Source organism: Streptomyces sp. NPDC050806, from assembly GCF_055586425.1.
This window is the reverse complement of sequence record NZ_JBVJIF010000002.1, coordinates 751629-777518: the sequence shown is the minus strand read 5'-3', so window position 1 is coordinate 777518 and position 25890 is coordinate 751629. Positions and strand designations below refer to the sequence as shown.

The following is a 25890-nucleotide window of genomic DNA, read 5'->3' as shown; positions in this document are numbered from 1 at the left end:
GCGCTCCGGAACGCTCCTGTCCGATCGTCTCCGGACACCTGACAGGCGCCTGACCGTCATTCGCCGGACGTTCGCAGCGGTCGCGCGCCCTCGTACGACTCAGTGCCCGTGCTTCCCCCGCTGCTGCCGGAGGGCCGCCACCCTGCGGTACAGACCCACCGCCTCGGCGGCGCGGCCGAGCTGCTCCAGGCAGTGCGCCTCGTCGGTGCGGCTGGCGAGCGCGTCCGGATGATCGGGGCCGAAGACCCGCTCGCGGGCCTCGGCGACCTGCCGGTAGACCGACAGGGCCTCGCTCCAGCGGGTCAGCCAGCCGAGCCCCACGGCGATCTCACGACGGCTCACGAGCGTGTCCGGATGGTCCGGGCCGAGCGCCTTCTCCCGCAGCGCGCACACCTCACGGGCCTCGGCCAGCGCCTCCTCCCAGCGCCCGAGCCGCCCGAGATTGACGCCCAGACCGTGCCGCGCGCGCAGCGTCTCCGGATCCTCGGCGCCCTGAGCCTCCGTACGGGCCGCCACCAGCTCCCGGTAGAGCTCCAGGGCCTCCGCGCTCCGGCCGAGCCGCCCCAGGCTTATCCCGACCTCGTACGTCGCGGCGAGCGTATCGGGGTGGTCCGGGCCGAGCGCCTGCGTGCGCGCCGCGGCCACTTCCCGGTACGTGCGCAGCGCTTCGGGCCAGCGGCCCAGCCGGCCGAGGGTGTACGCGACCTCGTGGCGCGTGACGAGCGTGTCGGGGTGGCGCTCGCCGAGCACCCGGGCGCGCGCGGCGGCGACGTCGCGCGCCATCTCGTAGGAGTCCTCCAGGCGTCCCAGGCGGCTGAGGTTGTAGGCGAGGTTGTGACGGCAGCGCAGGGTGTCGGGGTGGTCGGCGCCCATCGTGCGGTCACGGGCCGCGAGCACGGAGGTGTAGACCTGGTGCGCCTCGAAGTGGCGGCCGAGGCGACCGAGTACGTACGCGGTCTCCTGGCGGGCTGCGAGCGTGTCGGCGTGCTGGGGGCCGAGCGTCCGTTCGCGGCCCGTCGCGACCGTCTCGTACTCGCGCAGCGCGTCGGCGAACCGGCCCGAGCGCGCCAGGGTGAAGGCCACCTCGAAGCGGCTGGCGAGGGTGTCGGCGTGCTCGGGCCCGAGCACGTGCTCCCGCTCGGCGGCGACCGCGCGGTGCACCTCGCCCGCCTCCTCCCAGCGCCCGAGCCGGCCCAGACTCAGCCCGGCGTTGTGCCGCCCGGCGAGCGCGGCGAGCGTCGCGGGCGAGGGCGTGGGCCGCTCGCGGGCGGGCGGGGCGCTGTCGGGGCGGTGGGGCTCGAAGCCGATGGTCCAGGAGCCCGTCAGCTCGCCGACGGCGCCGCGGGGCGGCGTACGGAGCGTACGGACCGGCCGGGCGCCGGCACCGCTCCGCATCCCGGCGGCCCAGGCGGGCAGCCCGGGGGTGACCTGTTGCGGGGCGCGCGCGGTGGCGATGCGCTTGCCCAGTTCGGCGGCGTCGCGCGGGCGGTCGTCGGGGTCCTTGGCGAGCAGGTCGAGGACGATGCGCTCGTAGGGCTCGGGAAGGTCGGGGCGGCGCTCGCGGAGTGGCTGGGGCGCCGTGTCGCGGTGCCCGACCAGTACCGCCCAGGCGTCGTCGAATTCGAACGGAGGGACGCCTGTGGCCAGTTCGTACAGCACGCAGCCCAGGGAGTACAGATCGCTGCGGTGGTCGATGGTGCCGCCCGCGATCTGCTCGGGCGACATGTAGTGCGGCGTGCCCATGGCGATGCCGGTACCGGTGAGGCGGGCGGTGAAACCGATGTCGTGGCCGAGCCGGGCGATGCCGAAGTCGCAGATCTTCACCGTTCCGTCCGCTATCCGGACGATGTTGGCGGGCTTCAGGTCCCGGTGCACGACCGCCTGCTCGTGCGTGTACGCGAGCGCCGACGACACCTGGTCGGCGATGTCGGCGAAGTCCGGGACCGGCAGTGGGTTTCTGCGGTTGTCCTCCAGAAGCTGGCTGAGATTACGCCCGTCCAGCAGCTCCATGACGATGTACAGGATGCCGTCGTCCTCACCGAAGTCGTGCACGACGGTGATGCCGCGGTGCTGCAGCCCGGCGGCGACCCGCGCCTCGCGGCGGAACCGCTCGCGCAGCACTCGCATGAACGACGGGTCCTGCTGCTGCCCCAGCGGCTTGAGGCACTTGACCGCGACCCGGCGGCCCAGGGACTCGTCCCGGGCCCGCCACACCTCCCCCATGCCTCCGCGCCCGATCAGTTCGATCAGCCGGTAACGGCCGTGGATCAGCCTGCTCTCCCCCATCGCCTGCCGCCGCCCCCGTCCCCGCAATCAGTCCCGTGGCTCCCCCTGAGCACCGTGAGCCTTCAGTATGGCGGCCGAGCGGCACAGCTTGTAGGCCGACGGGCGGGTGCCGGGTCCGAGTCTGGCCACCGCGCGGAGGATGTGTTTCGGGGGCAGTTGCCAGCGCACGGTCGCGGGGACCGACCGCAGCACCCGTCCGACGGCACGCAGCTTCCGGTCCACGGTGTCCGGAGGAGGTGCCGGCCTGCCGTACAACTCGTGCGCATACGGGGGGAGCGCCTCGTACGCCAGCGTGGCCACCCGCCGCCACAGCAGGGCACGGACGGGGAGCAGCGACAGGGGGGCGGGCGGCCGCTGCAGGAAGTCGTCCACGGCTGCGGCCTCCGGGGTGGCGGCCAGTTCGGGCCTCACCTCTTCGAAGTACGCGGCGAGCCCGGCCCGGTCACCGGGAACGGTGGCGGGGTCGAGGCCGACGAGCCGGGCGGCGGTGCGGTTCTCCCGTATGTACGCGTCGCCCGCTCCCCCCTGAAGGGCGGCGCTCGCGGCGTATCCGGAGCGGCGGACGACCTCCAAGTAGGAGGCGATCTCGGCGCAGTGCACCCACAGGAGCAGCTCCGGCTCGTCTATGGAGTAGCGCTCGCCGGTGGCCGGATCGGTGGCGGTCAGCCGGCGGTGGATGCGGCGGACCGCGGCACCGGCCCGCTCGGCGGCCTCGGTGGTACCGAACGTGGTGGTGCCGACGAAGCCGGCGGTGCGCATCAGCCGCCCCCAGGCGTCCCGCCGGAAGTCGGAGTTCTGCATGACGCCACGAACGGCACGCGGATGCAGCGCCTGGAGGTACAGCGCGCGGACACCCGCTATCCACATCATCGGGTCGCCGTGCAGCTGCCAGGTCACGGAGTCGGGCCCGTAGAGACCGGGGTCCGCCTCCGGGGCCCGGCCCCCTCCCGCCCCCGAAGGGCTGCCCTCGCCCGTCTTCAGGACCCGGCCTCCACCCGCCTCCGGGTCCCGCCGTCCGTCCCGCCCGATGCCCTCGTCCGTCACCGCCGTGCCCCCTTCGCCCGTACGGGATCACCTGCGCACGCGGGGCATCCCCAGGCCGATCCAGGAGATGATCTCCCGCTGGATCTCATTGTTGCCGCCGCCGAACGTGAAGATGACGGCGGACCGGTAGCCGCGCTCCAGCTCGCCGTGGAGCACCGCGCCCGCCGAGCCCTCCTTCAAGGGTCCCGCGGCGCCGACGACCTCCATCAGCCAGGCGTAGGCGTCGCGCCGCGCCTCCGAGCCGTAGACCTTGACCGCGGAGGCGTCCTGGGGCGTGAGGGTGGCGCGCTGGAGCGCGTCGACCATGCGCCAGTTCAGCAGCCGCAGCGCCTCCAGCCTGGTGTGCGTGCGCGCCAGCCGGGTCCGTACCCAGCCCAGGTCGATGACCCGCCGGCCGTCGGCGAGCTTGGTCTCCATGGCCCAGCGCTGGACGTCGTGCAGGGCGCGGATCGCCATCGTGCCGTGTGCGGCGAGGGTGACGCGCTCGTGGTTGAGCTGGTTGGTGATGATCCGCCAGCCCTCGTTCTCCGCGCCGACCCGGCGGCTCACGGGGACGCGGATGTTCTCGTAGTAGCTGGCGGTGGTGTCGTGGGAGGCGAGGGTGTTGATGAGGGTGCAGCTGTAGCCGGGGTCGCCGGTGGGCACGAGGAGCATGGTGATGCCCTTGTGGGGCGGTGCTTCCGGGTCGGTACGGACGGCCAGCCAGACCCAGTCGGCGGTGTCGCCGTTGGTGGTCCAGATCTTCTGCCCGTTCACGACGTAGGTGTCGCCCTCCCGTACGGCGCGGGTCTTCAGGGCGGCGAGGTCGGTGCCGGCGTCCGGTTCGCTGTACCCGATCGCGAAGTCCAGCTCACCGGAGAGGATCTTCGGCAGGAAGTACGCCTTCTGCTCCTCGGTGCCGTACTTCATGATCGTCGGGCCGACGGTGTTCAGCGCCATCAACGGCAGCGGCACGTTCGCCTGGGCAGCCTCGTCGAAGAAAACGAACTGTTCGACGGGGGTGAGGCCGCGGCCGCCGTACTCCTTCGGCCAGCCGACGCCGAGCCAGCCGTCGGCGCCCAGCCGGCGGACGGTCTCCCGGTAGAAGCGTTTCTGCTCGGCCGGCGCCGCGTACCGCGCGTACGCGTTGTCCGGCACCAGTTCGGCGAAGTAGGTCCTCAGCTCGGCGCGCAGCCGCTGCTGTTCGGGCGTGTATTCGAGGTGCACGGCCCCTCCCTGTCCCGGTCCCGCGGTCCGTAGGGTCGCCCGCACGGTAGAACGTGTTCCAGTAATACGGAAGGGGCAGGCGCGCACTTCTCCGCGCGCAGGCCACGGCCTCTTCTGAGAGGGTCGAGCCATGCTGCGTACCGTCCGGGCGGTCGCCGGCCACTGGACCACCGCCCTTCCCGTACTCGCCGTCGTCCTCCTCGCGCTCTCCTGGGGCCGTTCGCTGCCCGGCCCGATCGTCACCCTCGTGGCGTGCTTCCTGGCCGGCGCCGTGCTGGCGGCGGTGCACCACGCCGAGGTGGTGGCCCACCGGGTGGGTGAGCCGTTCGGGTCCCTCGTACTCGCGGTGGCGGTGACCATCATCGAGGTGGCGCTGATCGTCACCCTGATGACGGACGGCGGGGACAAGGCCGCCTCGCTCGCCCGGGACACCGTCTTCGCCGCCGTGATGATCACCTGCAACGGCATCGTCGGGCTGAGTCTGCTGATCGGCGCGGTGCGGCGGCGGGTCGCCGTGTTCAACGCCGAGGGCACGTCGGCGGCCTTCGGGACGGTGGCCACGCTGGCCGGGCTCAGCCTCGTCGTACCCACGTTCACCACGAGCAAGCCGGGGCCGGAGTTCGCCCCGGCCCAGCTGGGGTTCGCCGCGCTCGCCGCCATGGTGCTCTACGGGCTCTTCGTGGCCACCCAGACCGTGCGGCACCGCGACTACTTCCTGCCCGTCACCTCGTCCGGCAAGGTCGTCGACGAGGACGACCACGCCGACCCGCCCACCCGCCGGGTGGCCCTGATCAGCCTGGGGCTGCTCGCGCTGGCGCTGGTCGGGGTGGTGGGGCTCGCCAAGGGAGTCTCCCCCACCATCGAGGCGGGCGTGGCCGCCGCCGGCCTGCCGGCCGCGGTGGTCGGTATCGTCATCGCGCTGCTGGTGCTGCTGCCGGAGACCATCGCCGCGGTGCGCGCGGCCCAACGCGACCGGGTGCAGACCAGCCTCAACCTCGGCCTCGGCTCCGCCATGGCGAGCATCGGCCTCACCATCCCCGCGGTGGCCGCGGCGTCCATCTGGCTGGACGGCCCGCTCATCCTCGGCCTCGGCGCGACCCACATGGTGCTGCTGGCCCTCACCATGATCGTCGGCACCCTGACGGTCATCCCCGGCCGCGCCACGCTCCTCCAGGGAGCCCTCCATCTGGCCCTGCTCGCGGCGTACCTGGAACTGGCCGTCACCCCCTGAGGGGCCGCGGCCCCTGAGAGGCACGACAGAGCGCCGCCTTACGGACGCGCCGAGGCGGGCCACCGGGACGGGTCAACCGCGGGCGCGCTGGGTCGCCGCGATGCAGCCGAGGACGATCAGGGCCGCGACCGGCGCCAGCGGCGAGGGCTGTTCGCCCATGAGCAGGACCGACCACACGAGGGTGAGCAGGGGCTGGGCGAGCTGGAGCTGACTCGCCTTGGGCACCCCGATGGCCGCCATGCCGCGGTACCACATGACGAAGCCGCCGAACTGGGACACGGCGGCGATGTAGGCCATGCCGACGACCGCCCGGTCCGTCGGATGCACCGGCTCCACGGGCAGGGCGAAGACGGTGACCAGGGCGGACACCGGTAGCGCGACGACGACGCCCCAGGCGATGACCTGCCAGCCGGGCATGTGGGACGCGAGCCGCCCGCCCTGCGCGTACCCGGCGGCACACACCAGTACGGCGGCGAAGAGGTACCCGTCACCGAGGGTCGGCAGGCCGTGGCTCTGCTGGAGGGTGAAGGCGGCCACGGTGAGCGCGCCGAGGCCGGCGGCGGCCCAGAAGAGGCGCGAGGGGCGCCGGCCGGTCAGGACGGTCGAGACGGCTGCGGTGGCAAGCGGCAGCATGCCGATGACGACGGCCGAGTGCGCGGTGGTGGACGTCTGGAGGGCCAGCGTGCTCAGCAGGGGGAAGCCGACGGCGCAGCCGGCGGCCACCGTGAGCAGGCCGGGCCAGTGCTGCCGCCCGGGCACCGGCACCCGGGCCGCCAGGAGGCAGGCCGCGGCCAGCAGGCCCGCCAGCAGACCGCGTACGCCGGTCGCCGTCCACGGGCCGAAGCCGTCCAGGGCCCACGCCGTGGCGGGGAGGCTGAAGGAGAAGGACACCACGCCGAGCGCGGCGAGGAGAGTACCGCTGCGGACCGATATCGCAAGAGATGGAGTAGCGCTATTCTGTACTGTCATGAAAGACAGTAGCAGTGTGGCCCAGCTAGCGGCGACTTTGCGTAAAGAGCTGGACCGCTACTCAGAAGGGGCGAAGCTCCCGTCGAGCCGGGACCTGGTCACGCTCCACCGGGTCAGCCCCGTCACGGTCTCCCGGGCGATCGCCACGCTCGTCGCCGAAGGCGTCGTCACCTCCCGGCCCGGCGCCGGCGTCTTCAAGGCCACCGCCCGCCGCGCCGCGGGCGCCCTGGGCGACGTCTCCTGGCAGGAGGTGGCCCTGAGCGCCGATCCCCCGCACGCGCCCCTCACGGGCCCGCACGGCACCGATCCCGCCGCGATCCTGGCCACCCTCAACACCCCGCCGCCCGAGGTCGTCGACCTCAACGGCGGCTATCTGCACACGGCACTCCAGCCGGAGCGGGCCCTGGCCGCCGCGCTCGCCCGGGCCGGCCGCAGGCCCGGCACCTGGTCGCGGCCCCCGGTGGAGGGGCTGGCCGAACTGCGGCAGTGGTTCGCCCGCGACATCGGCGGCCCGAACGGCCCGCTCGACGCCTCGGACGTCCTGATCGCGGGCGGCGGGCAGGGCGCGCTCACCACCGCCCTGCGGGCGCTGGCCGCCCCCGGCTCCCCCGTCCTGGTCGAATCCCCCACCTATCCCGGCATGCTCGCCGTCGCCCGCGCCGCCGGGCTGCGGCCCGTCCCGGTACCGGTCGACGCCGACGGCGTACGCACCGACCTGCTCGCCGAGGCCTTCGCGGCCACCCGGGCCCGGCTGTTCGTCTGCCAGCCGCTGTTCCAGAACCCCACCGGCGCCGCCCTGTCCCCGCAACGGCGCACCGAAGTGCTCGACATCGCCCGGTCGGCGGGCGCGTTCGTACTGGAGGACGACTTCGCCCGCCGCCTGGCGCACGCCGACTCCCCGCCGCTGCCACTCCCGCTGGCCGCAGACGACCCGGACGGCGTCGTCGTCCATGTGCGCTCGCTGACCAAGGTGGCCTCCCCCAGCCTGCGGATCGGGGCGCTGACCGCACGCGGCCCGGCCCTGGAGCGGCTGCGCGCCGTCCAGGTCACCGACAGCTTCTTCGTCCCGCGGCCGCTTCAGGAGACCGCCCTCGAACTGGTCGGCTCGCCCGCCTGGTCCCGCCATCTGCGGGTGCTCGCCGGTGCCCTGCGCGACCGACGTACCGCCCTGCTCACCGCGTTGGGCGGCGCGCTGCCCGCGCTCCTCCCGCAGCGGCCGCCACGCGGCGGGTACCACCTGTGGCTGCGGCTGCCGGACGGCACCGACGAGCAGGCCGTCGTCGCGGCCGCCCTTCGCCGTGGCGTCTCGATCACCGCGGGCGGCCCGTACTTCAGCGCCGAGGCGCCCGCCCCGCACCTACGGCTGAGCTACGTCAGCGCTCCCGGCACGGCGCAACTGGAGGACGGCGTGCACCGCCTCCACCGGGCCCTCGCCGAGACCGGCGCACTCCCGACGGAACAGCCGCCCTCGGGGGCGGAGGCCGCACACAGCCGCTGACTGCCCGGGGGGCGGCGAACGCAACCGTGGGAGGCCGGGCCGGCGCGCCCGTAGGGACAAGAGGTCCCGCGCATCCGTAGGGACCAGAGGCTCCGCGTACCCGTAGGGCGCGTCCCGCCGCATACGGAGGGCTCGGCTCGGCGCACCCGAAGGGGCAGCCCTGCGCGTCCCTCACAGCGCCGGTGGCTCGTCCTTCGTGTCCGTACGGTCCTGCACGCGCGCGGGATCCTGTGCGTTCGGCCGCCCCGAGCGGCGCCGCAGGTGCCAATGGGGTCCGTGCGGCATGTGCGGTGTGCGCTCCTGGCGTTCGGGACGGGACCGCGCCGCGGTCTCCGCCGCCAGGGCCCGTTCGGCCAGCCCCACCGGCACCGCGTGCACCCGCCCGCTGTCGCAGTGCGGGCAGACGGGTGAGGTGAGCGGGGAGCGCACCGTGCGCCCCTCGATGCGGTACGTCTGGGAGCGGCGGCCCTCGGCATCGCTGACGATCACGATGTCGTAGGTCTGCTTCCAGGCATGTCCGCATCCGGTGCAGCTGAATGCGTACGTCTGCCGCAGGTCACCGGGTTCGGTCATGGCTCGCTCCCTTGTGACCGACGCGCCGCGTCCGGCGCTGTCGCTCCAGGCAGCCATCATCACGCGCCCGGAGGCGTCCCGCAACGCTCGCGGCGGCCTCTCGGGGCCGCGCGGCGGCGTGCCCCGTAGCGCCGCCGTCCGCCGGGCACGCCGCTTCGGCGCCCGGCGGACGGCCCCGCCGGGCCCGGCTCAGCACATCTTGTAGTCGTACCGCGTGGAGTTGTACGAGCAGGTGTCCTGGACCCGGCCCGCGGACGTGCGCAGCGTCGCGGTGTCCTTGTCGTTGTTCCAGACGTAGGCGGCCCGGCCCTGGTAGCGGGTGGCCTGGGTGTTGCCGCCCTTGCCGGTGCGCACGGTCACGGTCTTGCCGGAGCCGAGCGTGTACGTCCCGAAGGTGTACTTGTGCCGCGAGGCGTCCACCAGCGTCCAGCCCTTCAGGCTCACGCTCCGGCCGGTGGTGTTGCGTATCTGCACGTATTCGGCGTTCAGGCTGGAGTTGGAGCGGGTGTCCTTGCCCGGGCTGTCGTAATAGATCTTGTACAGCTGGACCGAGCCGGCCGCCTGGGCCTGGGCGGGCAGGGCAAGGATCCCGGCGCACGCGGCGGCGGTCACCGCGGCGGCGAGCGTACGTGTACGGAGCAACGCGCATCCTCAGATGTCGGGCCGAGTCCCGGAAGGACTCAGCAGGCGCTCAGATTATCGAACTAGTCGAACATTCAGCGTTTTTTCCGTGAAATGTGTGAAGGTGATGAAACCTGTGCCCTCGCTCCGCGCCTTCCGCACGGCGGCCCATACTTTCCGCACGACCGAGGAGACGAGGACACACGATGCGTTACGCCGACGGCCCGACGACCGCGTGCGAGATACCGGTCGCGGCCGCGCCGCCACGGGTCTGGGAACTGGTCAGCGACATCGGCCTGCCCGCCCGGCTGAGCCCCGAACTCCAGCGGGTGGAGTGGCTGGACGGCGCCACCGCACCCGTGGTGGGTGCGCGGTTCGCCGGACACAACCGGCACCCGAAGATCGGCGCGTGGCGGACCGTCTCGCAGCTCGTCACGGTCACCGCCGGGCGCGAGTTCGGCTGGGCGGTACTGGACACCGCAGGCCGGTTCGGCACACCCGTGACGGACCCCGGGCAGGCACTCGCCACATGGCGCTTCACCCTGGAGCCCGCACCTCGGGGCGTCCTGCTGCGGCACTCCGTGCACGTAGGCCCCGGCGCCTCCGGGCTCAGCGCGGCCATTGCCCGTATGCCCGACCGTGAGGAGCAGCTGATCGAGGCGCGCCTCGCGGAGCTTCGTACGGGCATGGCGGCGACCCTGGAGGGCGTCAAGGCGCTCGCGGAGGCGTAGGCCGTACGACGCCCGTACGACCGGCACCCGCCCGCGCCGTTCCTCAGGTGCCGCGCCGCCTCCGCACACCGCCGGAGCGAACCGCCGGAGCGCCCGGCCGGAGCGACTTCCGTGCACTGGCCAGCTATTTGCTCTGGTTTGCACCCCATGCCACCGGGTATTCGATGATCGCTCCGGCATCCGTGCCGGAGCGACGACCGGTAAGACCGGGAGGCGCACATGCGCGACGCAGACCCGAGGTACGAACCGACGCCCTCGCAGGCCGAGGGCGAGCGCCCGAAGCCGGAGCACGGACGGCCGGCGGACTCCGGACGCGGCCGCGACATGCCACGCGCCACGCCGTCGCAGGCGACGGGCGAGCGCTCGGACCGGGACGCGGAGCGGCACCGCGAGAGGTGATCCGCTCTCGGAGGCCGGAACGCAGCCGAACACGTCCTCCGGAGTGCGCGCGGCCTGCCGCCGCCACGAGTGTCCGCGGCCGTCGGAGGCGGTCGCCCCCTTGATGACCTGCGGACACACCAACGGGCCTGCCTCGACGGCCCGCTGACGCCGCACCACCGAGGTGGTGATATCCGGAGTACACGGTGACGCCCGAACGGTCACTCACGCTCAGGCATCCGCCAGAACGCGTCAGCATTCCGTCAGAAGCGTCCCGTTCACCATCAGCGTCCCGTCATGGACCACCGGGCCGGCCGTTGCCCCGGGCATACCGTCGGCAGCGGCCCCGGCTCGCCCTCACCGAACCGGGGCCGCTGCCTTCACCCCCGCACCACCTGGGAGAACGTCATGCCGGACACCTTGTTCACCGAAGACCCCGAACCCTACGAACACGACCCGGCCGGACCGCTGTACGTGCCGGTCCGGCCGGGACCCATGGGGTACGCGGCCCGCCTGTGCCGCACGCCCCTCGGCTGCCGTACCGCCGTCGGCTTCACCTCCGCCGACCGGCTCCTGGGAGCGCTCGGCCCCGGCGTCGCGTGGATCCGGCTGGCCGAGCCCGCGCTGCGCGCCCTCGTCGCCCCGCTGGGCGTCGACCGCGTCACCGTCGATCCCCGCTTCGCGGCCCCGAACCCCCACGCCGCGAGGCCGCACCGCTCCCCCGCACCGGACCGCACCGCCGCGCCGGCGGTCCCCTACCTCCTCCGGGGGCGCGCCGCATGACCACCGTTGGTCCGCCGCCCGCCGCACCCGTGGCGAGCGCGCCCGCCGGTCCCGCCGAACTGTCCGTCTGGCCCGCCTCCACCGTTCCCCTGCCCACCGGTGACCTGGCTGTGGGCGGCGTGCCGCTCGCCGGGGCCGCCGAGCGCTTCGGTACGCCGCTCTACCTCCTCGACGAGGACGAGGTACGGTCCCGCTGCCGCACGTACGTGCGCGCCTTCCCCGACGCCGACATCCGGTACGCGGCCAAGGCGTTCCTGTGCCGGGCCATGGCGCGCTGGGTGGCCGAGGAAGGGCTCGGGCTGGACGTCTGCTCGGCGGGCGAGCTGGAGCTGGCCGTCGCGGCGGGCGTGCCGCCCGAGCGCATCCTGCTGCACGGAAACGCCAAGAGCCCGCACGACCTGGAGGCCGCGCTCCGGCTCGGCGTGGGCCGCATCGTCATCGACAGCCCCTCCGAGATCGCCCGCCTCGCGGCCGCCGCCGGCGCCGCGGGGGCCCGCGTGCGCGTCATGGTCCGGGTGGTGCCCGGCATCGCCGCGGGGGCTCACGAGAAGATCCGTACCGGTACCGCCGACCAGAAGTTCGGCCTGTCGGTCGCGGACGGCAGCGCGCAGCACGCCGTCGCCCGGGTCCTCGCCCAGCCCGACCTCGAACTGGCCGGGCTGCACTGCCACTTGGGTTCACAGATCACCAGCGCCAAGCCCTATCTCGCCGCGGTGCGCCGGATGGTGGGGCTGATGGCCCGCATCCGCGACACCCACGGGATGGTGCCACCCGAGCTGGACCTCGGCGGCGGGCACGGCATCGCCTACCGGCCGGGCGAGCCCGCGCTGGACGTCCCCGCGCTCGCCAGGAAGGTACGCGCCGAGCTGATCGAGAGCTGTGCGACGGCCGGACTCACCGTGCCCCGGCTCGTCATCGAACCGGGCCGGGCCGTCGCCGGCCCCTCGGGCGTAGCGCTGTACCGGGTGCTCGCGGTCAAGCGCACCGAGGCGCACACCTTCGTGGCCGTGGACGGCGGGATGAGCGACAACCCGCGGCCCGCGCTCTACGGGGTGCGCTACGCGCCGCGCCTCGTAGGACGGCGCTCGTACGCCGAGCCCGCCCCGATGACCGTGGTCGGCCGGCACTGCGAGGCCGGTGACGTCCTCGCGGCCGGCGTGCCACTGCCCGGCGACGTCCGGCCCGGCGACCTGCTGGCCGTACCGGCCGCCGGCGCGTACCACCTGTCCATGGCCTCCGCCTACAACCTCGTCGGCCGCCCGCCGGTGGCCGCCGTGAGGGACGGCGCGACGCGCCTTCTCGTACGCCGCGAGACCCTGGACGACCTCAGCAGCCGCGACGTCGGCCGCTAGCCCGCCTCCCCCGGGGGCCGCGCTTCTCGCCCCCCGAAGGGCAGCCGCCGCTCGTCCTCGAAGGGCGGCCACACCGCCGTCCCTGAAGGCCCGCACCACCTCCCCGGTGCGGGCCTTCGGCGATCTTTTCCCAGCTCAACGCGGTGTGCGTATGGGATCCATCAAGGGCGCGTACGCCGCCGTAAGGGAGCCGTCAACGGCGGCCACGGTGGCTCGAAAGGGCGGTTTGCTCTAACCGTCCGTTCAGTTCCCCTCTCATTCAGGAGCTCTCGATGGCCGACGTGGCCTTCGTCGTCACCACGCTCGCGGTCTTCGCGCTGGTGGCCCTCGTCGCCAAGGGGGTCGCAAAGCTGTGACCGCCGAAAACATCGTCGGCCTGGTCGTGGCCGTCGCCCTGCTGGGCTATCTCGTCCTCGCACTGATCTACCCCGAGAGGTTCTGAAGCACGACATGAGCCCCGTACTTGCCGGTGTGCTCCAGCTGCTGGCGCTCATCACCGCGCTCGCGCTCGCATACCGCCCCCTCGGCGACTACATGGCCCGGGTCTACTCCTCGCCGCGCCACCTCCGGGTGGAGCGCTGGATCTACAAGGCCATCGGCGCGCATCCGGACACCGAGATGCGCTGGCCTTCTTATCTGCGCGGAGTGCTGGCCTTCTCGGCCGCCGGCGTCCTCTTCCTCTACCTGCTGCAGCGGCTCCAGGGCGTACTGCCCGGCTCGCTGGGCTTCGCTTCCATCGACCCGGATCAGGCGTTCAACACCGCCGCCTCCTTCGTGGCGAACACCAACTGGCAGTCCTACGCGGGCGAACAGGCCATGGGCCACGTCGTGCAGACGGGCGGCCTGGCGGTGCAGAACTTCGTCTCCGCCGCCGTCGGCATGGCCGTCGCGGTCGCCCTCGTACGCGGCTTCGCCCGGTCCCGCACCGGCGAACTGGGCAACTTCTGGGCCGACCTGGTCCGCGGCACGGTCCGCATCCTGCTGCCCCTCTCGGTGCTCGGCGCGCTGATCCTCGTGGCCTGCGGCGCGATCCAGAACTTCGCCTCCATCCACTCCGTGGGCCAGTTCATGGGCGGAAGCCAGCAGTGGCAGGGCGGCGCCTACGCCTCCCAGGAGGTCATCAAGGAGCTGGGCACCAATGGCGGCGGCCTCGCCAACGCCAACAGCGCCCACCCCTTCGAGAACCCCAACGGGTTCACCAACCTCTTCGAGGTCTTCCTGATCCTGCTCATCCCCTTCGCCATCACCCGGGCCTTCGGCCGGATGGTCGGCTCACTCCGGCAGGGGTACGCGATCCTGGCCACGATGGTCACCATCTGGGTGGGCTTCACGGCGCTGATGATGTGGACGGAGTTCCACCACGGCGGCCCGGCGCTCCAGGCGGCCGGCGGTGCGATGGAGGGCAAGGAGACCCGGTTCGGCATCGGCGGCTCCTCGATCTTCGCGGTGGCCACCACGCTCACCTCGACCGGCGCGGTGGACGCCTTCCACTCCTCGCTGACCGGCTTCGGCGGCGGCATCACGATGCTGGGCATGCAACTGGGCGAGATCGCGCCCGGCGGCGTCGGCTCCGGCCTCTACGGCATGCTGATCATGGCCGTCATCGCGGTGTTCCTCGCGGGCCTGATGGTCGGCCGGACGCCCGAGTACCTGGGCAAGAAGATCGGCACGCGCCAGATCAAGCTGGCCGCCTGCTACATCCTCATCACCCCGGCCCTCGTGCTGTGCTTCACGGCTGCGGCCATGGCGCTGCCGACTCCGCCGCACTCGATGCTCAACTCGGGCGCACACGGCTTCTCGGAGGTCCTCTACGCGTACACCTCCGGCGCCAACAACAACGGCTCGGCCTTCGCCGGTCTCAGCGCCGACACCCCGTGGTTCAACACCACCATCGGGCTCGCGATGCTCCTCGGCCGGTTCCTGCCCATGGTGTTCGTGCTGGCGCTCGCCGGCTCGCTCGCCGAGCAGCAGCCCGTACCGGAGACATCGGGCACCCTGCGCACGGAGAAGCCGCTCTTCAGCGGCCTGCTGGTCGGCGCCATCCTGATCATCACCGGCCTGACCTACTTCCCGGCCCTCGCGCTGGGCCCGCTCGCCGAAGGGCTGGCGACATGAACACCGACACCCGGCCCACCGCCGGCCCGCACGGCGCCGCTGACCAGCAGGCGACCGACCCGCAGCAGCAAGGGACGAAGAAGCAGGACGAAATGACCACAGCAACCCCGCCCCGGGCACCCCACAGCGACCGGCCGACGGACCACGAACCCACCGCGGGCGGCCGGGTCGGCACCGGCCTCTTCGACCCGGCCCAACTGGCGAAGTCGCTGCCCGACGCCGTCCGCAAGCTGCACCCGCGCGTGATGATCAAGTCCCCGGTCATGTTCGTCGTGCTGATCGGCTCGGTGCTCACCACGGCACTGGCCCTCGCGCACCCCGGCGACTGGTTCGGCTGGACGATCACCGCCTGGCTCTGGCTCACCGTCCTCTTCGCCAACCTCGCCGAAGCCGTGGCCGAGGGCCGCGGCAAGGCGCAGGCCGACACCCTCCGCAAGGCCAAGACCGACACGGTCGCCCGCCGCCTCACCGGCGCCACGGAGGAGCACGTACCCGGCACCGAGCTGCGCGTCGGCGACCGGGTGGTGTGCGAGGCGGGCGACATCATCCCCGGTGACGGCGATGTCGTCGAAGGCGTCGCCTCCGTCGACGAGTCCGCCATCACCGGCGAGTCGGCCCCGGTCATCCGGGAGTCGGGCGGTGACCGGTCCGCGGTCACCGGCGGTACGAAAGTGCTGTCCGACCGCATCGTCGTCACGATCACGACCAAGCCCGGCGAGACGTTCATCGACCGCATGATCAACCTGGTCGAGGGCGCGGCGCGGCAGAAGACGCCCAACGAGATCGCGCTGAACATCCTGCTCGCCTCGCTGACCGTCGTCTTCCTGCTCGCCGTCGTCACACTGAAGCCCTTCGCGGTCTACGCGGGGGCCGACAGGCAGACCTCGCTCATCGTGCTGACCGCACTGCTGGTCTGTCTGATCCCCACCACGATCGGGGCGCTGCTCTCGGCGATCGGCATCGCCGGCATGGACCGCCTGGTCCAGCGCAACGTCCTGGCGATGTCAGGCCGTGCGGTCGAGGCCGCCGGCGACGTCTCGACGCTGCTGCTGGACAAGACCGGCACCATCACGCTGGGGAACCGGCAGGCCGCCGAGTTCGTTCCCGTACACGGAACCACCGCCGCCGAAGTCGCCGACGCCGCCCAGCTCTCCTCGCTGGCCGACGAGACCCCCGAGGGCCGCTCCGTGGTGGTCCTGGCCAAGGAGAAGTACGGGCTGCGCGAGCGGCACCAGGGACAGCTGGCCGGCGCGGAGTGGATCGCCTTCACGGCCCAGACCCGGATGTCGGGCGTGGACGTGGACGGCCGCAAGGTCCGCAAGGGCGCGTCCGGCTCGGTCCTGGAGTGGGTACGGGAGCGCGGCGGCACCGTGGCGGAGGACGCCGACGACCTCGTCCGGGCGATCTCCGAGGCGGGCGGTACGCCGCTGCTGGTGGCCGTCGAGGACACCGAAGGCGCCCGCGTCCTGGGCGTCATCCACCTCAAGGACGTGGTCAAGGAGGGCATGCGGGAACGCTTCACCGAGCTGCGGCGCATGGGCATCAAGACCGTCATGATCACCGGCGACAACCCGCTCACCGCCAAGGCCATCGCGGACGAGGCCGGCGTCGACGACTTCCTCGCCGAGGCCACCCCCGAGGACAAGATGGCGCTGATCAAGCGCGAGCAGGCCGGCGGCAAGCTCGTCGCGATGACCGGCGACGGCACCAACGACGCCCCGGCCCTGGCCCAGGCGGACGTGGGCGTGGCCATGAACACCGGCACCTCGGCCGCCAAGGAGGCCGGGAACATGGTCGACCTCGACTCCAACCCGACGAAGCTCATCGAGATCGTCGAGATCGGCAAGCAACTCCTCATCACCCGGGGCGCGCTGACGACGTTCTCCATCGCCAACGACGTCGCCAAGTACTTCGCGATCATCCCGGCGCTCTTCGCCGCGGTCTATCCGGGCCTGGACAAGCTCAACATCATGCGGCTCTCCTCGCCCGACTCGGCGATCCTCTCCGCGGTGATCTTCAACGCACTGATCATCGTCGCGCTGGTGCCGCTCGCGCTGAAGGGCGTGCGCTACCGCCCGAGCAGCGCGGACCGGATGCTCCGCCGCAACCTGGGGATCTACGGCCTCGGCGGCCTCATCGCCCCCTTCCTCGGCATCAAACTCATCGACCTGCTCCTCTCCCTCATTCCTGGCATCGGGTGACCGCCGTGAACAACTCCGTGAAGAACACCGCCCGGCTGTTCGCCGCGGGCCTGCGCGCCCTGCTGGCCCTGACCGTCGTGTGCGGCGTGCTCTACCCGCTCGCGGTGACCGGCATCGCCCAGGGCCTCTTCCACGACAAGGCCAACGGCTCGGAGGTGTCGTACGACGGCAAGGTGGTGGGCTCCTCGCTGATAGGCCAGCGCTACGACCTGCCGCCGAAGAAGGGCCGGCAGACGCCGGAACCGGACCTGCGCTGGTTCCAGCCGCGGCCCTCCGACGGCCTGGGCACCAACACCCTCAACACCCAGTACAAGCTGCTGGTCTCCGGCGCGACCAACCGGGCGGCCGACAGCCCCGAGCTGATCGCCGAGGTCGAGGCCGCCAAGGCCGCGGTCGTCAAGGACAACAGCGTGAACGGTTACCGGGTGAAGCCGTCGCAGGTGCCGCCCGACGCGGTCACCTCCTCCGGCTCGGGCCTGGACCCGGACATCTCCCCCGCGTACGCCGCACTGCAGGTCCACCGCGTCGCGGAACGCAATCACCTGCCCGTCGCACGGGTGACGAAGCTGGTCGAGGACCACACCGAGGGCCGCGTCGCCGGCTTCATGGGCGAACCGCGGGTCAACGTCCTCCAGCTCAACATCGCGCTGAGGGAACTGTCGGGAAACTGAGGCGAGTGCCGGCGAGTGCCGGCGCAGCAGGATGAGGCCGGGTGGCGCCATGATGGCACCACCCGGCCTTCGCGCTGCCCTCCCATAGGACGTCCGCACACCACGCCTCCCCCTACACTCCCACCCCGAGCCCACCCCTGCCGGGAATTCGCCATGACACCACAGAAGCTTGCAATAGCGCCATAGTGGTGCCATATTGGCGTCGTGGACCTCACTCCCTACGTCGACCACCTCCGTCGCGAACTGGAATCGGCCGTCCGGCTCACCCTGCTCCACGCGCTGTCCGACGCCATGGCCGAGGCCACCCGCGACCCGGCGGCGGGCTCGGTGGACGTACGCCCCGGCCCGGCGGAGGACGAGGCGGGCGGCACGGCCCGCATCAACTTCCGCCTGCCGGCCCACCTCAAGACCCGGGCCGAGGAGGCCGCCGCGCGCGAGGGACTGTCGGTCAACACCTGGCTGGTGCGGGCCACCGCGGCGGCCCTGGAGCCGGGAGCGCGCGACCACCCCGCCGGGCGCGGCCGCCGCGGTCCGCAGGACTACACCGGCTGGGTCCGCTAGGACCGCTCCACCGATCTGCCTGCTCACCACCCAACAGACGAGACACCAACTCCCGATGGAGGCCATTCCTCATGCCCGAGGCTCTCTCACCGGTTCCCGGACTGCCGACTTCCCGCCCCGCGGGCTGCCCCTTCGACCCGCCCGACGACCTGGGACGGCTGCGCGAGGAACGGCCGCTGCACCGGATGCGCTTCCCGGACGGCCACCTGGGCTGGCTGGCCACCGGACACGCGGCGGTCCGCGCGGTACTCGGCGACCCGCGGTTCAGCTCGCGGTACGACCTGATGCACTCCCCGACCCCGTACGACGGCGAGGTGACGATGGGCCCGGCCCCGGTCGGCGACATGACCGGGATCGATCCGCCTCACCACACCCGCTACCGGCGGCTGCTGATGGGCAAGTTCACGGTCCGCCGGATGCGGGCGCTCACCGAGCGCGTCGAGCAGATCGCCGCCGAGCACCTGGACGCGATGGAACGCCAGGGACCGTCGGTGGACCTGGTGACGGCGTACGCGCATCCCGTGCCCGCCCTCATGATCTGCGAGCTGCTGGGCGTACCGGCGGCCGAGCGGGACCACTTCAAGCGCCAGGCCGCCGGGATATCCCGTACCGACGCCTCCCTGGAGGAGCAGCTCGCGGCCCTGTCCGCACTGCAGGAGCTGATCGGCGAGCTGGTGGTGGCCAAGCGCGCCCGGCCGACCGACGACCTGCTCAGCGATCTGACCACCACGAACCTGACCGACGAGGAACTGGCCGGACTGGGCGGCTTCCTGCTGGCGGCCGGACTCGACACCACCGCCAACATGCTGGCGCTCGGCACCTTCGCGCTGCTCAGCCACCCCGAGCAGGCGGCCGCCCTCCGTGCCGATCCCGAACTCGTCGACCAGGCCGTCGAGGAGCTGCTGCGCTATCTGAGCATCACCCACACCGGCGTGCGCACGGCCCTGGAGGACGTGGAGCTGGACGGCCGGTTGATCCGGGCCGGCGAGTCGGTCGTGGTGTCGGTACAGGCGGCCAATCGGGACCCGGCGCGGTTTACCGACCCCGACACACTTGACCTGCATCGCAAGGCCACCGGGCACCTCGCGTTCGGCCATGGCATCCACCAGTGCCTCGGCCAGCAACTGGCCCGCGTCGAGATGCGCGTCGCCTTCCCGGCGCTCTTCGCCCGCTTCCCGACGCTCCGCCTCGCCGTCCCGCCGGAGGAGGTACCGCTGCGCCCCGAAGCGAACATCTACGGGGTCCACAGCCTGCCCGTCACCTGGGACACGGAGTAACCCCTCGCGGCAGCCCCTCGCGCACGCCGGCCCGCGGTTGCGACATGTACCCCCTGGGGGTATACATTCAGATGCGACAGGTACCCCCCAGGGGTACCTTCGCGCAGAAATTCAGCAACCTCGCCAGGAGGAACCATGTCCAACTGCTGTACGCCCGACGGCAGCTGCCAGACCGACGGCGCGAAGAGCACGGCGACCGCCGTCGCCGACAGCCGGACCACGGTGTACGCGATCGCCGGAATGACCTGCGGCCACTGCAAGTCGACGCTCACCAAGGCGATCGGCGAGGTCGACGGCGTACTGAGCGTCGAGGTCGACGTCGACGCCGGCACGGCGAGCGTGGCTGCCGACCGGGAACTCGACGACGCGAAGATCGCGGAGGTCGTCGACGAGGCCGGCTACGAGCTGACCGGCCGCGCCGCCTGACCGCCGGCCGCCGCCACGGGGCCCGGCCCCTCAACGCCGGGCCCGACCGCTGCCGTCGGGCCCGGCGGCTCAACCCTGCTGCTTCGCACTCCGGTTGACATCTCCCTTGCTCGGAGCCGCTCGGGAGCTGAAGGTCGTACTGGCGACCGAACACCGGTACCGGTTCCGTAAGCTCGGAGCACCTCGTCGATGACGGCGTTCACAACGGCTCCCCCCGGAGGGCATGTGCCGACGCTCCAGCGGATCACTGCACGCAACGCTCGCTTCCAGCAATGGGAGTCACTGCTCAGCAATCGGAACAAGCGTGCCAGGGCAGGTGAGTTCCTCGTCCAGGGCGTGCGTCCGATCTCCTTGGCAGTGCGGTTCGACTGGCCCATCAGGGCGCTTATCCACGACGCAGAGCGGCCGTTGTCGCTGTGGGCGAAGGAGCTGCTGCGACGGGTGGACGCCGAGCACATAGCCATGGCGCCCGACCTGTTGGCGGACCTCGGGGAGAAGAGCGGGAGCGCCCCGGAGATGGTCGCCGTCGTCGGAATGCCCGCCGACGATCTCAGCCGGTTCAGAGGAGAAGGCAGTTTCCTGGGAGTCATGTTCGACCGCCCGACGAGCCCGGGGAACATCGGCAGCATCATCCGGTCCGCAGATGCCTTCGGGGCGCACGGGCTCATCGTGTCGGGGCATGCCGCAGACGTGTACGACCCCAAGTCCGTGCGTGCCAGCACGGGTTCCCTCTTCTCCGTGCCGGCCGTGCGCGTACCTTCGCCCAGGACGGTGCTGCCCTGGGTCGACGCGCGGCGGGCCGCGGGTGAGCCGATCGTCCTGGTCGGCACGGACGAGAAGGGGGACCGCGATGTCTTCGACTTCGACTTCACCCAGCCGGCGCTGCTGCTGGTCGGCAACGAGACGTCCGGGCTGAGCAAGGCGTGGCGGGACCTGTGCGACCACACGGTCCGCATACCGATGACCGGATCAGCGAGCTCCCTCAACGCCGCCAACGCCGCCACGACCGTCCTGTACGAGGCACACCGCCAACGAATCGCCGCCGCGCGACACCGGGCCTGACGTAACCGCCCTCCGCGGCCCCTCCCCAAGATCTGTGCCAGAACCCATTTCTCCGCGACTACTGCCGCTCGGCGCGCGCCGGTGCGTGCGGAGCGGGGACATCGTGGAAGCGGGGTGCGCCGGGTTCCGGGGAGAGCCTGACGGCGCGGGCCGTGTAGCTGATGGCGTGGTACCAGCCGCACAGCATCAGCAGGTCCAGGAGTTGCTCCTGCGGGAACTCGGCCGCCAGGCGGGACCACAGCGCGTCGTCGATGTCGTGGTGCTGGTGCAGTGCGTCGGCGAGGTCGAGGAGCAGGCGGTCACGTTCACGATCCCAGCAGGGATCCGCGCTCGATCCGTGCGTCAGCGAGCTGACCTGCGACGCGGTCAGCGCCACGCGGTCGGCGAACCGTGCGACGTGTACTCCCCACTCGTACTCGCAGCCGCACAGCGCGCAGGTGCGGTCGATGACGATCTCCCGGTCGCGCAGGCCGACGGACAGCCGCCGGCTGAGTGCGTAGGACCCCCACGCGTGGATCGCCTCGGCCATCGGCACGTTGTGCGCGAATGTGCGGAACAGCGCGATCGGCTGCTCACCGGTCGGCATCATGCGGCGCAACACCGCTTCGGCCTCCGCCGGGAACGGGGCCTCGAGCGGCGGAATCCTCTCGGCCATTCGCCCTCCCCTCCACGGTGCTTCGAATTTCGAAGCACCGTGGCCAAGGTAGCGTGTCTGAAATCGAAGCACCAGTGGATCGAATCACCAGTCGATCGAAGCGCCGGCCGGTCGGATGCGGGCGGGGGTTCCGCGGGGACGACGTGCGCAGCGGAGATGTGCGCAGCGGAGATGTGCGCAGCGGAGATGTGCGCAGCGGAGAAGGGACATGACGATGACTGCCGGAATGCCGGGACGGCCCGTCCGCGGCTCCACCACGGGCCGTCCGGTGATGGCCGCGCTCGACCTGTTCGGACGGCGGTGGACCCTACGGGTCATGTGGGAACTGCGGAACGGCTCCGTCGGCTTCCGGGCCCTTCAGCAACAGTGCGGCAGCATGTCGTCCAGCGTGCTGCGGCAGCGCCTCACCGAACTGCAGGAGGCCCGCCTCGTGGAACGTGACACCGAGGGCGGCTACCGCCTCAGCAACCTCGGCGCGGACGCCTGCCAAGAGTTGCAGGGCCTGCACCGGTGGGCGGAACGCTGGGCCGCCGAACTCGACACCGCACTCGATGACACGGAGTGAGAGGCGCGCGGCGTTCGCGGACCGGGGCGATGCACACAGCCGAGAGCCAGTGATCCCCGTATTCGACGAGTGTGCTGAGGAGTTGGCGGCCGGCAGGCCGGTACGCGGACCTGGGGTCCGATCAACGCGGAGATCGCCGCCGAGCTGTCCGTCACGGTGGGCACGGTCAAGACCCGCCTCGGCAACGTGCAGACCAAACCGTCCGCCCGGAACAGGGTGCGGATCGCCCCTGGGCACCGGAAACCGCGCTCGCCGGCCGCGTGCGTCCTCGGGCCGGAGTGGGAGTCCATCTCGGTCATCTGCAGACACGACGCGTTCGGAACGAGCGGCGTTGACTCGGCGTCCGCAGGATCGTCCATCAACTATCGGTGCGCCCAGCCGGACACAGTGCCAACAAGGCCATCGACGTGGGACGGGGCAATCGATGCCCCGGGGACGAGAGAGCGGACCCGGGGTTCAGGGCTGATTGTTGCTGCGAACACTTACACGACAGTGCGTCGCGATGAGTGCGGATCCGACTTATGCAAGCAGATCCCCGGTCCGGACGAAGAGAATCAAGGCAGCTCGCGTCAAGTCACCTGGATAGTAACGGAAGAGGTATCTCCGATTCTGGCGCACGGCCAGTCCGCCGCCTGACGTACAGATACGCATTAAGCCGGAGGCCGACGACTTCAAAAGAATTAGATGAGTGGCCGATAACGCACAGTTTCGAACACAAGAAACCTTCCCTGCTTTCAAAGCGCTTGCTAGCGTGCCGAACCGCGTCACAGCACATGCTGCTACCCGACAAAGGAGGTGCGACGTGCCGGCAACCACAAAGTCCTACGACGAACTCCGACTGGGATTCTTGTTCCGAGAATTCTGGGGGTTCGACAAGGCGCCTACGCCGTCGAATTTCGAGGTGTACGCGAAGGCGCTGCTGGTCATGGCCAACGCCGACGGAGAGCTGAAGGACGAGGAACGCGACTTCGTCCTCGGCCTCATCGCAGGCATGGGCGGCCAGCCTTCCCTGATCGAGGAACTGCGCAACTACCCGGCGACGGATGACATCCAGACCCTGCTCAGCCGGGATCCTGACGTTCACGCGTCCGCACGGGCACTGGTCTTCGACGCCATCCGCGCGTGTTCCGCCGACGGCCTCCTGCACCCGCGCGAGCTCGCGAAGATCAACGAAGTCGCGCACGAGCTCTCCATTCCGACCGAGGACGTCGAAAAGCTCCAGGACATCTACACCAAGATCCGCCGGAACGTCGGCGAGCTGTTCCGGGTCGCCTACCCCGACCCCAAGAACCGTCCGTTCTGAGTCGGAAATTCTACGGATACGCCGGGAGGAGGTGACTCATCCATGACCGCTGAGGAATTCCTCGCCTCTCGTGAGGCCGGCGAATCGGCAACCAAGTGGTGAGAACTCACCCTGTGAGCGCGGTGTGCTCCAGGCTCTCCGACAAGGGCCTGCGGCACACCGTCGCAGCGCCGCGCACAGTACGGCATTACAGGAGCGGTGGGGTCTGCGAACCCCACGAAAAGGCGCCGCCCGGCGATCGGAGAAGGTAGGCCGCGGACGTGATTGATGATCTCGTTGACGAAAAGGCATTGCGGACACTGGGCGACGGCGAGTACGCCGAGCGTCTTCGGTTGCTCGAACAGGAAATGGCGGCCCTGCCCGCCGCGGACGCCACCGTTGCCCAACTGTGCTCCTGGTGTACCGACCACGGCGACTGGAACGTCCGCCGGCTGAGCGTGGAGGCCTTGGCCGCCCGGTTCGCCGACGATCCTGCTGCCAGGGCGGCACTGTGCGCGGCAACGCATGACGATGTCGACTGGGTCGCGTTCACGGCGATCAAGGTGGTCGGCGCCCATCGCATCACGGAGGCCGCCCGCGACCTGATACGGATCTCCGGCTGGCCGAGCAACTTCAGCCGCCCGGGTCACGCACGTAAACCCGTAGGTTGCGGCGCGGCGTTCACCAAGCGGGCCCTGTGGGACATCTTCGGCTCGCGGAACCCCGAAGAACTGCGGCGGCTGGAGGACGAGATGTTCCGGCCGGTACGCGAAGAGGTGGAGTCCCGGCGGCGATCGCCCGACCTCGCCGATGCCGTGCTGGTGCCGGGCGGCCCGTTCATCGCCGGCTCCGAGGCGGGGGACATCGGCCCCTTCCGCATGGACGACACCGACAACCCGCCACGGGTCGTCACCCTCCCGGCCTTCTTCATCGATCGCACCGCGGTGACCAACGAACGCTATGCGCGCTTTCTCGCGGAGGTGGGCGACTCCGGTGCGTATGCCCACCCGGACGCTCCGGAAGGCAAGGACCACACGCCGGCCCACTGGCGGGACCGGCGCTTCAACGCCCCCGCGCTCCCGGTGACCGGCATCGACTGGTACGACGCCTGGGCGTTCGCACGCTGGGCCGGAGGGCGGTTGCCGTCGGAGGACGAATGGGAGAAGGCGGCGCGTGGCGTCGATGGACGGCGCTACCCGTGGGGGAACGAGTGGGACAGGGACAGGGCCCACTGCGTGCTGTCCGCTTATGGCGTCGACGAGCTGAAGGATCTCGCGGAGCTGGAGAAGCTCCTGGTGAGCACCTCCCTCACCAGGCCGTCCGCCCCTGTCGTCCCCGCGGACTCGATGCCGGAGGGCGCAAGCCCGTACGGCGCGCTGCACATGGCCGGCAACGTGTGGGAGCTGACCCGGACCAACTTCTTCACCCACCAGGACCTCAACCCGTTTTTCAAGGGCCGCCGGAGCCCGGAGTTCATGAACCGGCCCGAGGCGTTCCATGTCCTGCGTGGCGGCACATGGACATCACCGCCGATCTGCCTCACCACGTACTACCGCGGCAAGGACCTGCTCACCGACCGGCACAACGAGGTCGGTTTCCGCTGCGTCTACGACGCTCCCTGACTTTCCACCACGGCCGCCCGCGGGGCGGGCGGCAAGGGAGGAGCACGACGATGAGCACTTATGACGCTCGGGACACCTGCCGGCAGCAGCTGGTGGACGCGATCCACCTGCTCGGTGCCCTGGGCTACGGGCACGGCCTGGCAGGGTACATGAGTGCCCGGGACCCCCAACGGGACGACTGCTACTGGGTCAACCCACTGGGGGTGGACTTCCGCCGGTTACGCGTGGACGACCTGCTGCTGATCGGCCCCGACGGCGAGGTGGTCGACGGGCATGGGGAGCTGAACCCCTCCGTCGACCCGCTCCACGGGGAACTGCACCGCGCCCGCCCCGACCTGGCGGCCTTTACCCACACCCACTCGCCGCTCGGCAAGGCGTGGTCGGCCCTCGGCAGGCCGCTCGCGCCGATCACCCAGGACTCCTGCGCGCTCTTCGAACGGCACGCGCTGTACGCAGAGTTCGGCGGTCCGGTCACCGACCGGACGGAGGGCAAGCAGATCGCCACGGTGCTCGGTGACCGGATGGCCGTCATCCTGCGCAATCACGGTTTCCTCACCGGGGGACGCACCGTCGCCGAAGCGGCCTGGCTCCATGTGGTGATGGAACGTGCCGCCGAGGCGCAGCTGCTGGCCGAGGGCGCGGGCGAGCCGTATGTGATACCCGACGACATCGCCCGTGCGACCGCGCGGATGCTGTCCAAAGTCGAGTACGCGAACGCGCAGTTCCGGAACCTCTACGCGACCACATGTACGCGCCTCTGAGCCGCACGGGCCCCGAGGGA

General features: G+C 71.3%; 25 protein-coding genes. 18 read left to right on the top strand and 7 right to left on the bottom strand.

What is annotated here, in order from left to right; all coding sequences use genetic code 11:
- Positions 1-99 precede the first annotated feature (99 nt).
- The 3 genes from ACZ6WH_RS08955 to ACZ6WH_RS08945 form a co-directional block, all read right to left on the bottom strand.
- The gene (locus ACZ6WH_RS08955; protein WP_469727084.1) at positions 100-2286 is read right to left on the bottom strand and encodes a serine/threonine-protein kinase; all 2187 of its coding nucleotides are present in this window, start codon (positions 2284-2286) and stop codon (positions 100-102) included.
- A gap of 27 nt (positions 2287-2313) precedes the next feature.
- On the bottom strand, positions 2314-3267 hold the full coding sequence (locus ACZ6WH_RS08950) for an oxygenase MpaB family protein (RefSeq protein WP_469727220.1): 954 nt from the start codon (positions 3265-3267) through the stop codon (positions 2314-2316).
- 90 nt (positions 3268-3357) lie between these two features.
- Positions 3358-4536, bottom strand: coding sequence for an acyl-CoA dehydrogenase family protein (locus ACZ6WH_RS08945; RefSeq protein ID WP_469727082.1), 1179 nt, complete (start codon positions 4534-4536; stop codon positions 3358-3360).
- Positions 4537-4666: 130 nt separating this feature from the next.
- On the opposite strand from ACZ6WH_RS08945, the gene ACZ6WH_RS08940 reads away from it, so the two are divergent.
- Positions 4667-5767 carry a calcium:cation antiporter gene (locus tag ACZ6WH_RS08940; RefSeq protein WP_469727080.1) on the top strand — a complete coding sequence of 367 codons (1101 nt, stop codon included), beginning with the start codon at positions 4667-4669 and terminating at the stop codon, positions 5765-5767.
- A gap of 72 nt (positions 5768-5839) precedes the next feature.
- Here the strand turns inward: ACZ6WH_RS08940 and ACZ6WH_RS08935 are convergent, their stop codons facing one another.
- A complete protein-coding gene (locus ACZ6WH_RS08935) occupies positions 5840-6661 on the bottom strand; it encodes a DMT family transporter (protein ID WP_469727218.1) in 822 nt (273 codons plus the stop codon).
- A 73-nt stretch (positions 6662-6734) separates the two neighbouring features.
- Between ACZ6WH_RS08935 and ACZ6WH_RS08930 the strand changes: the two genes are divergently transcribed.
- The gene (locus tag ACZ6WH_RS08930) at positions 6735-8234 is read left to right on the top strand and encodes an aminotransferase-like domain-containing protein (RefSeq protein ID WP_469727078.1); all 1500 of its coding nucleotides are present in this window, start codon (positions 6735-6737) and stop codon (positions 8232-8234) included.
- 171 nt (positions 8235-8405) lie between these two features.
- On the opposite strand, the gene ACZ6WH_RS08925 is transcribed toward ACZ6WH_RS08930, so the two are convergent.
- Both ACZ6WH_RS08925 and ACZ6WH_RS08920 read right to left on the bottom strand, forming a co-directional pair.
- Positions 8406-8807: a hypothetical protein gene (locus ACZ6WH_RS08925; protein WP_432851294.1), complete on the bottom strand. Its 402-nt coding sequence runs from the start codon at positions 8805-8807 to the stop codon at positions 8406-8408.
- A gap of 189 nt (positions 8808-8996) precedes the next feature.
- Entirely contained in the window at positions 8997-9449 is a 453-nt protein-coding gene (locus ACZ6WH_RS08920) for a lamin tail domain-containing protein (protein WP_432851296.1), read from the bottom strand.
- A gap of 185 nt (positions 9450-9634) precedes the next feature.
- Here ACZ6WH_RS08920 and ACZ6WH_RS08915 point away from each other — a divergent pair, with 185 nt between their 5' ends.
- The 12 genes from ACZ6WH_RS08915 to ACZ6WH_RS08860 all read left to right on the top strand — a co-directional run bounded on the left by ACZ6WH_RS08915 (position 9635) and on the right by ACZ6WH_RS08860 (position 20985).
- Positions 9635-10159: an SRPBCC family protein gene (locus tag ACZ6WH_RS08915; RefSeq protein WP_469727076.1), complete on the top strand. Its 525-nt coding sequence runs from the start codon at positions 9635-9637 to the stop codon at positions 10157-10159.
- A gap of 219 nt (positions 10160-10378) precedes the next feature.
- Positions 10379-10558 (top strand): hypothetical protein, encoded by a 180-nt coding sequence (locus ACZ6WH_RS08910; protein WP_469727075.1) that lies wholly within the window; start codon positions 10379-10381, stop codon positions 10556-10558.
- A gap of 387 nt (positions 10559-10945) precedes the next feature.
- Complete coding sequence (locus ACZ6WH_RS08905; RefSeq protein ID WP_469727073.1) at positions 10946-11320, top strand: SAV_915 family protein; 375 nt, start codon at positions 10946-10948, stop codon at positions 11318-11320.
- The gene (gene lysA / locus ACZ6WH_RS08900) at positions 11317-12672 is read left to right on the top strand and encodes a diaminopimelate decarboxylase (protein WP_469727072.1); all 1356 of its coding nucleotides are present in this window, start codon (positions 11317-11319) and stop codon (positions 12670-12672) included. Before ACZ6WH_RS08905 ends, lysA begins: the two co-directional genes overlap by 4 nt.
- Positions 12673-13024: 352 nt before the next feature.
- Positions 13025-13114, top strand: coding sequence for a K(+)-transporting ATPase subunit F (gene kdpF / locus ACZ6WH_RS08895; protein ID WP_018533641.1), 90 nt, complete (start codon positions 13025-13027; stop codon positions 13112-13114).
- Positions 13115-13122: 8 nt separating this feature from the next.
- Positions 13123-14787: a potassium-transporting ATPase subunit KdpA gene (gene kdpA / locus ACZ6WH_RS08890; RefSeq protein WP_469727070.1), complete on the top strand. Its 1665-nt coding sequence runs from the start codon at positions 13123-13125 to the stop codon at positions 14785-14787.
- A 92-nt stretch (positions 14788-14879) separates the two neighbouring features.
- Positions 14880-16988, top strand: coding sequence for a potassium-transporting ATPase subunit KdpB (gene kdpB, locus ACZ6WH_RS08885; protein ID WP_469727216.1), 2109 nt, complete (start codon positions 14880-14882; stop codon positions 16986-16988).
- Positions 16989-16993: 5 nt separating this feature from the next.
- Complete coding sequence (locus tag ACZ6WH_RS08880) at positions 16994-17659, top strand: potassium-transporting ATPase subunit C (RefSeq protein ID WP_469727068.1); 666 nt, start codon at positions 16994-16996, stop codon at positions 17657-17659.
- A 204-nt stretch (positions 17660-17863) separates the two neighbouring features.
- On the top strand, positions 17864-18220 hold the full coding sequence (locus ACZ6WH_RS08875; RefSeq protein ID WP_469727067.1) for a toxin-antitoxin system HicB family antitoxin: 357 nt from the start codon (positions 17864-17866) through the stop codon (positions 18218-18220).
- Positions 18221-18291: 71 nt separating this feature from the next.
- Positions 18292-19497 carry a cytochrome P450 gene (locus tag ACZ6WH_RS08870; RefSeq protein ID WP_469727065.1) on the top strand — a complete coding sequence of 402 codons (1206 nt, stop codon included), beginning with the start codon at positions 18292-18294 and terminating at the stop codon, positions 19495-19497.
- Positions 19498-19632: 135 nt separating this feature from the next.
- Positions 19633-19923: a heavy-metal-associated domain-containing protein gene (locus ACZ6WH_RS08865; protein ID WP_469727063.1), complete on the top strand. Its 291-nt coding sequence runs from the start codon at positions 19633-19635 to the stop codon at positions 19921-19923.
- Positions 19924-20148: 225 nt separating this feature from the next.
- Positions 20149-20985, top strand: a complete 837-nt coding sequence (locus tag ACZ6WH_RS08860) for a TrmH family RNA methyltransferase (protein ID WP_469727061.1) — start codon at positions 20149-20151, stop codon at positions 20983-20985.
- A gap of 58 nt (positions 20986-21043) precedes the next feature.
- Here ACZ6WH_RS08860 and ACZ6WH_RS08855 read toward each other — a convergent pair whose 3' ends face one another.
- Positions 21044-21640, bottom strand: a complete 597-nt coding sequence (locus ACZ6WH_RS08855; RefSeq protein WP_469727059.1) for a carboxymuconolactone decarboxylase family protein — start codon at positions 21638-21640, stop codon at positions 21044-21046.
- Between the two features lie 208 nt (positions 21641-21848).
- On the opposite strand from ACZ6WH_RS08855, the gene ACZ6WH_RS08850 reads away from it, so the two are divergent.
- The 4 genes from ACZ6WH_RS08850 to ACZ6WH_RS08835 all read left to right on the top strand — a co-directional run bounded on the left by ACZ6WH_RS08850 (position 21849) and on the right by ACZ6WH_RS08835 (position 25870).
- The gene (locus ACZ6WH_RS08850; protein ID WP_469727057.1) at positions 21849-22205 is read left to right on the top strand and encodes a winged helix-turn-helix transcriptional regulator; all 357 of its coding nucleotides are present in this window, start codon (positions 21849-21851) and stop codon (positions 22203-22205) included.
- Between the two features lie 802 nt (positions 22206-23007).
- The gene (locus ACZ6WH_RS08845; RefSeq protein ID WP_432851316.1) at positions 23008-23508 is read left to right on the top strand and encodes a tellurite resistance TerB family protein; all 501 of its coding nucleotides are present in this window, start codon (positions 23008-23010) and stop codon (positions 23506-23508) included.
- 260 nt (positions 23509-23768) lie between these two features.
- Positions 23769-25109, top strand: a complete 1341-nt coding sequence (locus ACZ6WH_RS08840) for a formylglycine-generating enzyme family protein (protein WP_469727055.1) — start codon at positions 23769-23771, stop codon at positions 25107-25109.
- 50 nt (positions 25110-25159) lie between these two features.
- Positions 25160-25870, top strand: coding sequence for a class II aldolase/adducin family protein (locus ACZ6WH_RS08835; RefSeq protein ID WP_469727053.1), 711 nt, complete (start codon positions 25160-25162; stop codon positions 25868-25870).
- The last annotated feature ends 20 nt before the right edge of the window (positions 25871-25890 follow it).